Consider the following 13,865-nt stretch of genomic DNA (forward strand, 5'->3'; position numbering starts at 1 on the left):
TTGGTTAAAGATTTTTTATTTTGATGTTTCGGAATGATACCTGATTGCCGTGGTCCTGCAGAAGGATATGGCCCTTCGGCGCTTCACCAAAACGGCCATTGGCGTTGTATTCGGGGGCCTTGTATTTGCTCATCGCAACCAGTTCCCGGAATTTTTCGCTGCCACGCTCGTAGTCCACTACTTTCTTGCCGTTGAGCCAATGCTCCACGTGTTTACCTTTCGAGATAACACGGCCTGTGTTCCACTCGCCAATGGGGTTGGCTTTTTTGCTACTGGCCGGAATCAAGTCGTATAAGGAGCCAACGGTTCGGTTACCATCCCGGCCCAGTTTGGCATCCGGGTGTTTATCGTCGTCCAATACCTGGAATTCAAGGCCAAAAGCCGACCCTTTGGGTTTGGGACTTTGTTCCGCCACAAAGTACTTAACCCCGCTATTGGCTCCTTCCGTCAGTTTAAAATCGAACATCAGATCGAAATCACTGTATTCGCCATCGGTAACGATGTCGCCAAAGCTTTGTGATTCAGACCCGTCAGATTTTTGAATGGTGAGCAGCCCATCGGCAACGGTCCAGCCTTTAGCCGGGAAGCTGTCTTTGTAGGCACCTCGCCAGCCGTTGGTTGTTTTACCGTCGAATAATAATTTCCAGCCGTCTTTCTTCTCCTGAGCACTCAGCGTGTTGGGGGCCTGTGGTTTTTCGGCAGCGATCAGGCCAAGGGCCAAAAGACCTAAAATGAACGATTTTTTCATATACTTTTTTTCGACAATGTTCTCTGTGGCTGCTTTACGCTACAGATGATTTAGGGGTTGTATTATGGTAGTTGAAACGAGTAGGAGCCAGACAGAGCGTATATATCTTATTGACAATGTCGATCCAATATTGCCAAAATAAGCGCTGGAACGCCTATTTCTACTGGGGTGAAAGAGTGAACGATCGGTCTGCCGTAGCGGTGGAAATTGCTTACGCCAGGTTTCGATCGTTCACTCTTTCGTTCACTCACTAGTATCCTGGATTCTGGGGAAACCCTGGACTGCCATCGGCTGCTTTCTCCGTTCGGTCAATCTGGGTTTGCGGAATTGGGCGAAGGTTATTCGTCTCTTTCACGTTTACTGCACCCTGGGGGTTGTAGAGTTTAACGCGCTCTACTAGATTTCCCCAACGTTTTAAATCCATCCAGCGCATCTGTTCACCCATTAATTCACGACCGCGTTCCTCCATCAAGAAGTCCATCGTGGCATTCGCTGGCGTGATTTCCATGGCTGCTTCTTTGCCGGGCCAGGCTGCCCGCCGACGTACTGCGTTGAGAGCCGTAGCCGCTTCTGTCGTTTTCCCTAATTTAATCTGAGCTTCGGCCAATATCAGGTATGTTTCGGCTAAGCGAAACGCCAGATAGTCGCGGCTACCAGGTTCATACGTTTTGTCCGGACGAAGTGGGTCGAAAAATTTTTGAAGTGGCAAAAACAGGGTTTCCGTGTAGGCACTGGGTACCAGGACCTGATAGGGTTTTTTTGCCCGTTCGGCCAGCGGCATTTCGTAACCAGGAATAAAAATGGCCGTGTCACCCGCCTTGAACGTAACGGTTGACTTCGATTTGTCGAAGGCCGTGTTATACGTGCCGGGAGCATTGCTTAACCAGGTATCCCGAAACGACTTTTTATACCGCGAATCATTGACGCGATCTTTGAAAACAGTTTCTAGAGCATAGGTTGTCGGACGTAAACGCCTAAAGGGGCGGCCATAAAAAACATCCCGAACCATGCCAGCCTGCGTATCATACTGCATCCCGAAGAATAAGTGAAGGTTGTTACCGCCGGTATTACCCCCCGAACTGGCTAATGGAGATGAGGCTGCATTAGTCAGCGGATCAGACGTATACTGAACCGCGAAAACTACTTCATCATTGATTTCGCCTGCTCCCTGAGCAAAAACACTCGCAAAATCGGGCAATAATTTAAACCCATAGTTAGTAATCACATTCTGAGCATATGTAGCGGCTTTGGCATAATCGTCGGTTGCTTTCGCTGACGATGTTGCTTTTGTCAGGTATACACGAGCGAGCAGATGTTCTGCAGCCGCTTTCGTCGCACGACCATAGTCCGATGATCTGGCTTTATTTTCCAGATCCGGCAACGCCGATTCGAGATCAGCCACAATAGCTTTATAAATATCAGCTTCGGTTGCCCGACTGGTTTTTTTGGTCGGTCCCAACGTTTCCGTTAAACGTAAGTCGACACCGCCCCACTGTTGTACTAGAATAAAGTAGTAGTGCGCGCGAAGAAACTTAACTTCTGCTACCCGCTGCTTTTTTAGCACGTCGCTAATTCCCGTTGCTGCCGGTGCTCGTTCGATAACCGCGTTGCACGTGTTGATACCTCGGTAAAGCTCTTCCCAAACGCCCTGTAGAATATCGACAAAACTATTTAGCTGGGTATCGTAGAAATGGAATCCTTTATAACTGCCATCAGAACCCGTCGTATACAAATCTGTACCGAATTCCGTCATCGTCAGTCCCTGCTGCGTTGCGTAAAAACTCCGTAGTGGAGCATAAGATGCCCTGGTAGCATCCTCGAAACCCTTTGGCGTATTGATATAATCATTCCCGATACTGGAAATAACTTTCTCCTCCAGTACGTCTTTACAAGATTGGCTACCCAGCATAAAGGCTAGTATGCCAAGCATACAAACTGACTTTTTTATATGTATACGGTTCATTTTTTTAGAAATTAAAATTGTGTCAAACAGCCTCGTCCGGCATGGTTAAAATTTAACGTTCAAGCCAAAGGTCGTTATCCGGGTAGCAGGCGTAACGTTATTATTGATCGTGCCATCGGCTGTTTCCGGATCGACACCGTTGTATTTCGACCGATAGGTCGAGAAGATGAACGGCTGCTGAATACTAGTGAAGACACGCAGCGACTGCATACCCAATTTCTGGGTTAGTTTGGACGTGAACGTGTAACCAAAGTTGATGTTACGAACCTTCACGAAGGTGCCATCGAAGTAGAATAAGGCAGAGTTATTCACAGGGAATTCCTGGTTGTGATTAGGCCGCGGGAATTCATTGGTTGGGTTATTGGGCGTCCAGTAGTCTACTTTGATTTGGTTATATCGGCCGGCCAACTGGTTGTTGTCCCGGTGGAATCCGCTCAGAATGGTCTGGCCAAAACGTCCATAGACGAAGAACGACAGATCGAACCCTTTGTAGTTAAAGCGGTTGGTGATCCCAGCACTGAAGTTGGGAATATCTGAACCCAGGAACACCCGGTCATTGGCTGTAATTTTGCCATTATTGTCGGTATCCTGTATTTTAATTTGCCCAACAGCGCTTTGGTATGACTTCGCAGCATCGGCTTCGCTCGTCTGCCAGATACCTGCTTTTTTATAGTCAAAATAGGCCGTTAACGGCTTTCCAATAAACCACTTGTTGCCGAGGTCATCAACGGCACCATTGTAGAGGGAAATAATGGCTTCGTTATTTTTGGTGAAGGCGAAATCCGTTGTCCACTTAAACCCACCTTTTGAGTTAACGTTTACAGTCGACAAACTAATTTCGACCCCCCGGTTACGGGTTTCGCCGACGTTTTTTGTAACGGCGTTAAAGCCAATAGACTGAGGTAATTGGTCAGACAGTAGCAGGTCAGTTGTATTGGTCTGGTAGAATTCAATCGAACCGGCTACCCGTCCCCGCCATAGGCTAAAATCTATACCAATGTTTGATGATGTCGATGTTTCCCATCTCAAATCAGGATTGCCAATCGTACTAGGCCGATACCCATAAGCTGCCGCATTGTTCCAGGCATAAACGGTACGGCTCAACAGCCCTTGTGTTTGATAAGGAACCACCCCCTGGTTTCCTACAGAACCCCGGCTAACGCGTAATTTCAATTGGTCGAGCCAGGACACATTCTTCAGGAAATCCTCGTTGTTGATGTTCCAGGCTAAAGCGATACCTGGAAAGTTACCGTATTTAGTGTTTTCACCAAAACGGCTTGAACCATCGCGACGGAGCGTAGCGGTTACCAGGTATTTATCCTTGTAGTCATAGTTGATACGACCCATGAACGAGTTGAGCGTCCATTGAATTAAATTACTGCCGACGCCCAGCACCAGACTGGCATTGCCTACATTGTTATATTGCTGTGTTTCGGCCGGAACGCCTTGTACGGACAGGTTGCTGTATTCGAAATTATCCCGTTGAATAGATTGTAGGGCTGTTATTCCTAAATTATGATCACCAAACGTCTTGGTATACGTCAGGATGTTTTCCAATGTATAATTGAATCCAAACTGATTGTTGTTAGACGCCGTTGGATCACCACCCTTTCGGTCGTTTGTCTGGGAGCCAGTAAAGCGACCCGCTCGCGAAACAGAAAAATCGGGACCAAAATTGACACGGTATTTTAAGCCGTCGATGATATTGGCTTCGGCATAAATACTGTTGAAAATCCGGTATTTTTTGATTTGATCTACCTGAGCGCCCGGCACAATTTCTGCCAATGGGTTAGTCAACAGGGCATCGTTGGTAGGCGAGAAAATGATATTGCCGTTATCATCGTAGGGCCTGCCAAGTGGGTTTTGCGAAAGTGTGAAACCGTATGGATTAAGGTTAGCTCCGTTTCGAACGCTGTACATCATATACGAAGAGACGCCAACTTTGATAACCTTGTTGATTTGATGATCAACGTTGGCCCGCAATGAATAACGCGAGTAATCCAGACCAGGATTAATGCCTTTGTCAAGAAAGTAGCCAGCAGAAATATAAAACTGTGTTTTATCGGTTCCTCCCTGAATGCCAAGGGAGTGATTTTGCTGAAACCCCTGCCTCAGGATCAATGACTGATAATCGGTGTTCCGATTGGCTGCAATACCGGCGGCTACGGCAGGGTCTCCGCCTAAAGGGGCAACGTGGGCATCTGCATAGGCATCTGCTACACCTGTTGGTACGGGCTTTCCATTGGCGTCATTGTACTCATTGGTAGACCGGTAGGCTTCTCGGACGTATTCAGTAAATTCTGGGCCATTGAACAGATGAACTTTGTCTAACGGATCTGTGACACCCGCGTAGGCGTCGTAGCTGATCGTTGTCTTTCCATTATTATTGCCCCGTTTGGTCGTTACTAGTACGACGCCGTTAGCACCTCTGGCCCCGTAAATTGCGGTTGCCGTAGCATCTTTTAGAATTTCCAGGGAAGCAACATCATTCGGATTCAAGTCTTCGTAACCACCCGAGGTGAAATCGAATGGACGAGTGCCCAACAGTTCATTTCTATCTCCAGTGAGCGGAATTCCATCGACAACATACAGCGGGTTATTGCCGGCATTGAACGAACGGCGACCCCGAATCCGGATCGTTGGTGTCGAGCCTGGCTTACTCCCGGATTGCGCTACATCTACACCGGCAACACGGCCTTGCATCGCCTGACCTATGTTAGTGATGGGTTGTTCGGTGATTTGCTTTGCCGAAACCGACGAGATGGCTCCTGTCAATTGGCTCTTCTTCTGGGTACCATACCCAACGACGACGACTTCATTGAGGGCGCGGGTATCAGCCTGAATGGTTATGTTGACGGCAGAACGGTTGCCAACCTTAACTTCCTGGGAGACAAAGCCTACTGATGAGAACACGAGTACGGCCTGCTCATTCGGTATATTTATTTTGTAATCGCCATTCGCGTCCGTGGTTGTGCCGCGGGTGGTACCTTTCACCGCCACATTGACGCCCGGTAAACCGGTATTATCGTCGGACGACAGCACTTTGCCCGTTATGACGCGCTCCTGTTTAGGGCTTGTCTGAGCCGTATTCGGGTGCGCCGGGGGGGCGCTGTACGCCGATTGGCCAGCCAGCACCAGTGCCGTAAGGCCAAGCAGAGGAAGCCACGCCAGGCGTGGTGGTTGGGTAATAGTTGTCTGCATGTTAAATTAGATTAGGGTAAAGGGTTTTATTAAGGTAAGATCTTGGCTGAACCAGCCGCCACTTCGATGGCCTCACCGGGGTTGAGTTGTATAGGCCCCTGGTGCTTCACCAGCAAGTTGACTTGCCCCGATGTCAGCGCCACATAGGTGCCATTGGGGCGTTGCCGTACCCGAAAAATGGTGCCGAGCGCTTCAATTGTAAGGCCACCGGTATGCACTCTGAACAGGCGAGCCGACGAGGTATCACTTTTGTGCGTGATCGCGAAATCGGCTTCCCCGTCTAGCCATACGGCTCTTGGTGTTTCATCGCTCCACCTTCGTGCATACCGAACGCTGCTGTTAGGGTAGAGCGTCATGGTTGAATTGTCGGGTAGGCGAATCTGGCGGGTTTGACCAGCCGGGGCATTAATGCTCCAAACCGATTGGTTGGGGCCGTACTGCATCCAGAGTGCCCAGCCTATCAGGGCTATCACACCCGATGCGGCCAGAGCCGTTCTGATAAAATACCACCAGCCAACCACGGCCCGCATGTCGGGTTGCAGCGGACGAACATCGTCCATCGTCTGAAGTGATTCGCGAATCCGTCCCCATACCGACGACACGTCGTCGGCCGATAATCCTGGGGTGTTGGGGCGGCTACCCGTACGAATCAACTCACGTGCTATCTCAACCGTTTCTTCCTGATGCGGATGATTCAGGAGCCATATCTGCCAATACGAGGCCACCTCTTCGTCGTCAGGGTATTTCACCCAACGGACAAACAGATCGTCGAAGGCGAACTCCTCAGCGCTGTAGGCAGAATATGACTTGGTTGACACGGTATACAACAGTTTCGTGTAAGCCAAAGCGACAGGCGTAGGGGTTTCTACTTATTGGAGTGAGGGTTTGGTCATAAGAGGGGCAAGAGTTAGTAGTTGTGGAAATTATGGACTATTTGGTGATGAGTTTAATCTCGGAGGAGGAGCAGTTTCTCTAACGTTATGATAATCTTGTTAATAAGATTAGATAATGGAAAGAAAAAATCAACTTTTTTTTATGCAAGCGTTGCCGGGAACGTTTTCGAAGTGGAGAGTAGTTAGATTTTCTTGTAAAAAACGTAGTTATTTATGTGCGATTCGTTCCATGCCAGGAAGTGAAAAATAGCAGTGGCAATGCACGAGTATTGTATTAATCTCATATTCACCTTGCGCATATCGTCGATTTTTATAGACTTAACGGTTCCACGATGACTGCTTTACGAAGCGTTCACGGGTTTTCTTGCCTTCTAGACCCACCGATTTACTATAAATTAATCGTATTTGGCTGATTTATAAGTAACCGTAGCGATGCGTATTCTAACCATTGTTGTCTTTCTGGGTTATATACGCACCGGTATGACGAAAAAAAAGAACCAAACTTTGCAGCCAACTCTTCAGGGTATTGTGCAGGTGATCTGTGCAGGCCTTTTACTTCTGATAACGCCCTGGGCAGCGTGTGGGGGTACGCTATGGCAACCCCTTGAAAAGAACGCCGATACGACGCGTGTACAAACGACTCAGCCTAAATCACTGACATTTACGGCGTCTACTGATCAACGTTTCTTCTTCTTCAAAGATACCCGAACCGAAGATAACCGTCGGGTGCCGGTTAGTGTCTACGGGATAAGGGCTGGGTTCTTGTTTCCACCCAAACGAGATAGACCGGCTCTTCAGGGCGGTCGGTCAGCCAGTTTCAAAGCGGGTGTGGGCTTCTATTTCCTCAATCAGCATATCGACCGGCCAGGGTTGTTACCCAACACATCGGAGTCTGTTACGCGCCGGCTGCGGATTGCCACCGTCTATTATGAGCGCTATTTACTCCGCCGAAAGGCCTTTGAAGTGAGCATACCCATTGAGTTCGGTTATGGCCATTCCAGGTATGAAGTCAACGACGATCAGGCCGGTAAGAATGAAGTCGCTAGAGGTGTTTTTTTGCCATTAGGCGTGGGTGTATCGGCAGCCTATCAGTTTCCTCTGGTGCGTTGGCTACGGCCCCTGCACTGGTTTGGCCTCAATGTGCTGACAGGCTACCGATTCATTTTAAAACGGGATGTTCCCCAAAGTCAAATCAATTATACGGGGCTATACTTATCCGTAGGGCCATCGTTTTTCCTCGAAAACCTGACCGCCGACGTAAAACGCTGGCGGCAGAAACGAAAGAAGAGCCGATAAGGCCCAGTAAATCATCTTATTCTGATACGGGAGAACTTTCTTCCCATCGAATGCTGACGGCCTGTTCAATGTCAGGATGCAGACTGATGGCTACCGGGCAACTGTGCGCAATGGCTTCAAGACGGGCGCGGGTTGCTTCGTCGGGTAACCCGTTGGTTTGTAGTGTCAGGTCAATCTCAATGCGGGCAATGCGACGGGGCGGCTGGCTGCTCATAATTTTGGTTACGTCCAGCTTACTGCCCTTTAACTCAATGCTATCCCGACGGGCAAAAATGGCCATTGTTGTGATAATGCAGGTGCCCAGCGCATTGGCAACCAGATCAGTAGGAGAAAATGCCTCGCCCCGGCCCTGGTTATCGGTGGGTGCATCAGTATTGATGTGGGTGCCCGATTGTAAATGGATGCATTCGGTACGTAACTCGCCTAAATAATCAATATGAATTGTGGCCATAAAACTGTATGTGATGAATGTATAGTTGGTAAGTAGGTAACGTCGATGAGTTACTTGTGTCCTGCAAACTTACAACATATGGTTTTTACCAACTGATGCTTTTATAGCCGTAAACATATACAGGGGAGGGGAGTTACGCTAATACTTCGGGTATATGTTGTTAACAACAGCAAAAAATAGTATTTTTAATTCAGCATTCTACGATAATGAGAACTATATACGTATTGACCAGCTTTTTGCTGTGTACCTTGCTGCTGCCAGGGCAGCGGGCCGCAGCACAAAAGGCTGATGTTGAGGAAGATAATTACAGGACAATAACCACGTTTGGCATCACAACGAATACCAACTCAGGGATTGTCGGAGGTTTTGCGTTCAGGCAGTCAAAGCAGTTGTCTAATTCGTTGTTCGGCATGCCGCAATACCGTTACCTCAGTGTCGAACTGGTTAATGTAAAGCACCCTAAAGAACTCCGTTCATCTATCAACAATATTGGATCGGGCTATCTAGACGGGAAAGAAAATTATTTATTTGTTTTGCGGCCTTCCTACGGCCGGGAGATAAAGCTGTTTCAGCGTAGCGCCGAGGAAGGAATCGCTATCAGCGGTATTCTGGCTGCGGGCCCATCGTTGGGTATTATCAAGCCCTATTATCTTGAAGTTTCTTATGGGAACCAGACCCGTACTGTACCGGCATCGCAGGTAAACGGATTTGCTACTGCTGCCGGCGAAACCGTTACGGGAGCTGGCGGCTTTTTTCAGGGCATTGGCGAATCGAAACTGACCGTTGGTTTGAACCTGAAAGCGGCCCTTAGCTTTGAGCTGAGCGCCTTTCGAAACAATACCACGGGTGTCGAAATTGGCTTTCTGGCCGAGGCTTTCCCAAACAAAATTGTTATTATCCCTAATCCCGATCCGGCGGGCAGACGGGAAGATGGAAACCGTAGTTTCTTTACGTCGGGCTACATTACCTTATTTTTCGGCTCTAAGAAATAGAAAGCGGACAAAGAAAATACGTTTTTGTTAACCTTGTCGTCCGCAGTCACTTTCATTCCTTTTGCGTCCTCACTCCCGATTTGTGAACTTTACGCCCGAAAAACGAATTTTGCTGGAAAGGATTGAGGTGACATGATTGAACTACCCGTAATACCCTCCGAACAACAACGTAACCGGGCGGGCGTACCGAAACGTCCCGACTGGCTTCGCGTGAAACTGCCCATCGGCCCCGAATATGCAAAAGTCCGTAAATTGGTGGATGAACATAAACTCCACACAATTTGCGAGAGCGGTAATTGCCCAAATATGGGCGAGTGCTGGGGAGCCGGTACGGCTACGTTTATGATTTTGGGCAATGTATGTACCAGAAGTTGTACGTTCTGTGCTGTCGCCACAGGCCGTCCCAATGAATACGACACCGATGAGCCACGTCGCGTTGCCGAAGCTATCGTACTGATGAAGGTCAAGCATGCGGTGCTCACATCGGTCAATCGGGATGAGTTGAAAGATCGGGGTGCCGAAATATGGTATCAAACAGTGCGGCTCATCAAGGAAGCTTCACCCGCAACGACTATCGAGACGTTGATTCCGGACACGAAAGGAAACTGGGAAGCCCTCGAACGGATGATTTCAGCAGGCCAGGAGGTCGTATCGCACAACATGGAAACCGTTGAGCGGCTCTATCGGCGTGTTCGGCCACAGGCTCGCTACGAGCGTAGCCTGGAGCAGATCCGGCGTACGAAAGAATATGGCCAGCGCACAAAGACGGGCATTATGCTCGGATTGGGCGAAACCTACGACGAGGTGGCCAAAGCAATGGATGATCTGGCGGCCAATGGGCTCGACATTCTGACATTGGGCCAGTACCTGCAGCCAACCAAAATGCACCACGAGGTAATTGAGTGGATTCATCCCGAAACGTTCGCCAAATACCGGGAAGAAGGGCTCAAACGTGGCTTGAAATACGTAGAATCCGGTCCATTGGTTCGGTCGAGTTACCATGCGGAGAAGCATGTGAATGTGTAGAAATGGTTGGTTGCGGCCAGGGATGACAGGCGTGTAGATAAGAGTCAGTTGTTCAGCGCTTTTATGCCTTCTTAAAACAATTAAGTGTAATCTAGATTTAGAGAAGAGAGTCCGGGCCGTGGGTTCGGACTTTTTCTTTGCCGCATGAAAAAATACGACTTCATCATTGCAGGGGGAGGCATGGCGGGTCTGAGTCTGGCATATTACCTGAGTCAGTCACCGCTGCGCGACCGAAGCATTTTAATTCTGGATCGAGTAGCGAAAACCAGCAACGACCGCACCTGGTGCTTCTGGGAGCGAAAACAGGATTCTTCCCGTTCCAATAGTCAACCGGCAATCTGGTCAAACCCGTTTTGGTCTATACTGTTCCGCTCCTGGGACACGGTCAGCTTTCACGGAACGACCTATGCCGGACCTATCGAAATGGGCGCGTACCAGTACAAGATGCTGCGGAGTATTGATTTCTACGAGTTTATACTACAGGAACTGGCCAAACACCCGACAATCGAACGGAAGCAGGCAACTATCAATCGAATAAAAGATACGCCCCAGGGTGGGTTCGTTATTGCCGATGATGAGCCATTTATTGCTGATTATGTGTTCGATAGTACATTTTTATTGAAACTGGATCAGCCCGAAAATCATAATCTATTACAGCATTTTAAGGGCTGGGTCATTAAAACGGAGCACGTATGTTTTGATCCCCAACAACCAGAAATCATGGACTTCCGGGTAGCGCAACAGGGCGATTGCCGATTTCTGTACGTTTTGCCATTCGATGAACGAACAGCACTGGTTGAGTTTACGTTGTTCAACGATAAGCTGCTCACCGATGAGGAATACGAGATCGAGCTACGCCAATACATTGATCGATACGTACAGGCTGGTTCCTACGAAATTACCGAAACCGAAGCCGGTGTGATTCCTATGTCGGATGAACCCGCTCTGGAAAATCCGTCCGAACACATCGTTCGGATTGGTACATCGGGCGGCTACACCAAAGCGTCGACGGGATACACTTTCCAGCGAACACAGCGGTATTTACAGACAATTGTCCAAAATCTGGCGAAAACGGGTAAACCCCACCGGACTACTCCCTGGTTTGCCCGCCGGTTTAAACTATACGATAGCATTTTTCTCAATGTACTGGAGAAGCATCGTCACCCGGCTGATGATATTTTTACGCGGGTTTACACCGAGAATCCAGGGCGGGTTTTCACCTTTCTGGATGAAGAAACCGGATTTATGGAAGAACTACAGTTGTTTGCGACTATGCCATTCAGGCCGTTTCTGGCCGCTTTCTTCGACGTCCTACGCCGAAAGATAACCGGATAAGGTAATCTGAAACCGGTAGCGACTTGCCCCCTACTTAGAAACTTGTAGCTTTGCACTTTCTAACCAAGTCCTATAGATAGCGCAATGCCTTATCTCTTCACTTCCGAGTCTGTTTCCGAGGGACATCCCGATAAAGTCGCTGACCAAATTTCCGATGCATTGATCGATAATTTTCTGGCCTTCGATCCGTCTAGTAAAGTAGCCTGCGAAACGCTCGTTACTACAGGTCAGGTCGTGCTGGCTGGAGAAATTAAGACGGATACGTATCTGGACGTTCAGAAGATCACGCGTGATGTCATTCGTAAAATCGGCTATACCAAGAGCGAATACATGTTTGAGGCCAACTCATGCGGTATTTTCTCAGCCCTTCACGATCAATCGGCTGATATTAATCAGGGCGTTGATCGTAAGGTGGAGAACCCCGATTTTGAGACGCTGGCCAATGCACAGGGTGCGGGCGATCAGGGCATGATGTTCGGGTACGCAACCAACGAAACGGATAACTACATGCCGTTGCCGCTGGATCTGGCCCACGCTATTCTGCGTGAGATGTCGCAGATCCGCAACAACGAACTTGAGCTGATGCCTTACCTTCGGCCAGATGCCAAGTCGCAGGTAACGATCGAGTATTCGGACGACGACCAGCCAATCCGCATCGATACTATTGTCGTGTCAACCCAGCACGATGATTTCGCAGATGACGAAACGATGCTGGCTAAAATCAAGAATGACATTATCAACATTGTTATTCCACGCGTGAAAGCCGCTCAGAAGGCTGAGCTTCATGGTTTGTTTACCGATGACATTACGTATTACATCAACCCAACGGGTAAGTTCGTTATTGGTGGCCCTCACGGCGATACAGGACTGACGGGTCGTAAAATTATTGTCGATACTTACGGGGGCAAAGGTGCTCACGGGGGGGGGGCTTTCTCCGGGAAAGATCCTTCCAAAGTAGACCGTTCGGCAGCCTATGCTACCCGGCACATTGCCAAGAATCTGGTCGCTGCCGGTCTTTGTGATCAGGTACTCGTACAGGTCTCGTATGCCATTGGCGTTGCCAAGCCCTGTGGTTTGTACGTGAATACGTACGGCACCGCGAAAGTAGACATGCACGATGGTGAGATTGCCGAAAAAGTAGCTGCCATTTTCGATATGCGTCCGTATGCTATTGAGCAACGGCTTAAGCTCCGCAATCCCATTTATTCAGAAACGGCCGCTTATGGGCACATGGGCCGCAAAAATGAAGTTGTGACAAAAACGTTTGGTTCGAACGGGCAGACGAAAGAAGTCGAAGTGGAATTGTTTACCTGGGAAAAACTGGATTTTGTTGATCAGGTAAAAGCTGAGTTCGGTGTGTAAAATGCGTTTGGGTTTCATTCGCATCATAAGCAGAAAAGCCACTCCGTAAGAGTGGCTTTTCTGCTTATGATAATAAAGCATTCGTTTATAACTCATCGGTCTCATAGACCTCATCTTCGTCTTCTACCTGCGTTTTCGCTTCGGTAATGGCAGGACTGGAAATGTCATTGCGTTTTTGTTTGAACCGAACAAGCTTGTCTTTCAGCACATCCATCACGCGGTCCGTTGCGCTTTCAAAACTCTTGTCATGTTCTTTGACGAACAGTTCTTTGCCCGGCAACATCAGCCTGACCTCTACTATCTTCTCTTTAACCTTGTTGGAGTCGGCTCCATCCAGCCTTAGAAACACCTCTCCGCCGATAATACGGTCATGGAATGTGTCTAATTTGTCGAGTTTAGCCTGGATAAAATCTAACAGGCTTTGATCGGCCGTAAACTTAACGGCATTAATTTGTAGTCTCATCGTGTCGTTTTTAAGGTGAATTAATTAGAACATCAATGGATTAACTAAGGTTGGCTTTATCGATCAGAAAGTCAATAGCACCTACGAAAGATACAACCCTGTTTCACGCGTACTCTGTGCTTTACGAGGTAAATG

The 13,865-nt window shown here is 48.5% G+C and carries 11 protein-coding genes; 5 read left to right on the forward strand and 6 right to left on the reverse strand.

Going from position 1 to position 13,865, the window contains the following annotated elements; translation table 11 throughout:
- Nucleotides 1–4: 4 nt before the first annotated feature.
- From ACYU8Y_RS15435 to ACYU8Y_RS15450, 4 genes are all read right to left on the reverse strand, one after another.
- Nucleotides 5–748, reverse strand: a complete 744-nt coding sequence (locus tag ACYU8Y_RS15435; protein WP_460938742.1) for a 3-keto-disaccharide hydrolase — start codon at nucleotides 746–748, stop codon at nucleotides 5–7.
- Nucleotides 749–998: 250 nt separating this feature from the next.
- Nucleotides 999–2,678: a RagB/SusD family nutrient uptake outer membrane protein gene (locus ACYU8Y_RS15440; protein ID WP_460938744.1), complete on the reverse strand. Its 1,680-nt coding sequence runs from the start codon at nucleotides 2,676–2,678 to the stop codon at nucleotides 999–1,001.
- A 78-nt stretch (nucleotides 2,679–2,756) separates the two neighbouring features.
- On the reverse strand, nucleotides 2,757–5,912 hold the full coding sequence (locus ACYU8Y_RS15445; protein ID WP_460938746.1) for a SusC/RagA family TonB-linked outer membrane protein: 3,156 nt from the start codon (nucleotides 5,910–5,912) through the stop codon (nucleotides 2,757–2,759).
- A 29-nt stretch (nucleotides 5,913–5,941) separates the two neighbouring features.
- Entirely contained in the window at nucleotides 5,942–6,730 is a 789-nt protein-coding gene (locus tag ACYU8Y_RS15450) for a FecR family protein (RefSeq protein ID WP_460938748.1), read from the reverse strand.
- Nucleotides 6,731–7,237: 507 nt separating this feature from the next.
- On the opposite strand from ACYU8Y_RS15450, the gene ACYU8Y_RS15455 reads away from it, so the two are divergent.
- Nucleotides 7,238–8,101 (forward strand): hypothetical protein, encoded by an 864-nt coding sequence (locus ACYU8Y_RS15455; RefSeq protein ID WP_460938750.1) that lies wholly within the window; start codon nucleotides 7,238–7,240, stop codon nucleotides 8,099–8,101.
- A gap of 16 nt (nucleotides 8,102–8,117) precedes the next feature.
- On the opposite strand, the gene ACYU8Y_RS15460 is transcribed toward ACYU8Y_RS15455, so the two are convergent.
- Nucleotides 8,118–8,552, reverse strand: a complete 435-nt coding sequence (locus ACYU8Y_RS15460) for an OsmC family protein (RefSeq protein ID WP_460938752.1) — start codon at nucleotides 8,550–8,552, stop codon at nucleotides 8,118–8,120.
- A gap of 206 nt (nucleotides 8,553–8,758) precedes the next feature.
- On the opposite strand from ACYU8Y_RS15460, the gene ACYU8Y_RS15465 reads away from it, so the two are divergent.
- The 4 genes from ACYU8Y_RS15465 (at nucleotide 8,759) to metK (ending at nucleotide 13,267) form a co-directional block, all read left to right on the forward strand.
- Nucleotides 8,759–9,544, forward strand: coding sequence for a hypothetical protein (locus ACYU8Y_RS15465; protein ID WP_460938754.1), 786 nt, complete (start codon nucleotides 8,759–8,761; stop codon nucleotides 9,542–9,544).
- Nucleotides 9,545–9,676: 132 nt separating this feature from the next.
- Nucleotides 9,677–10,570 (forward strand): lipoyl synthase, encoded by an 894-nt coding sequence (lipA, locus tag ACYU8Y_RS15470; RefSeq protein WP_460938756.1) that lies wholly within the window; start codon nucleotides 9,677–9,679, stop codon nucleotides 10,568–10,570.
- A 144-nt stretch (nucleotides 10,571–10,714) separates the two neighbouring features.
- Complete coding sequence (locus ACYU8Y_RS15475; RefSeq protein ID WP_460938758.1) at nucleotides 10,715–11,905, forward strand: lycopene cyclase family protein; 1,191 nt, start codon at nucleotides 10,715–10,717, stop codon at nucleotides 11,903–11,905.
- Nucleotides 11,906–11,989: 84 nt separating this feature from the next.
- Nucleotides 11,990–13,267 (forward strand): methionine adenosyltransferase, encoded by a 1,278-nt coding sequence (gene metK / locus ACYU8Y_RS15480; RefSeq protein ID WP_460938760.1) that lies wholly within the window; start codon nucleotides 11,990–11,992, stop codon nucleotides 13,265–13,267.
- An 85-nt stretch (nucleotides 13,268–13,352) separates the two neighbouring features.
- On the opposite strand, the gene ACYU8Y_RS15485 is transcribed toward metK, so the two are convergent.
- A complete protein-coding gene (locus ACYU8Y_RS15485) occupies nucleotides 13,353–13,730 on the reverse strand; it encodes an HPF/RaiA family ribosome-associated protein (RefSeq protein WP_460938762.1) in 378 nt (125 codons plus the stop codon).
- Between the last annotated feature and the right edge of the window lie 135 nt (nucleotides 13,731–13,865).

The organism is Spirosoma humi (genome assembly GCF_054776575.1).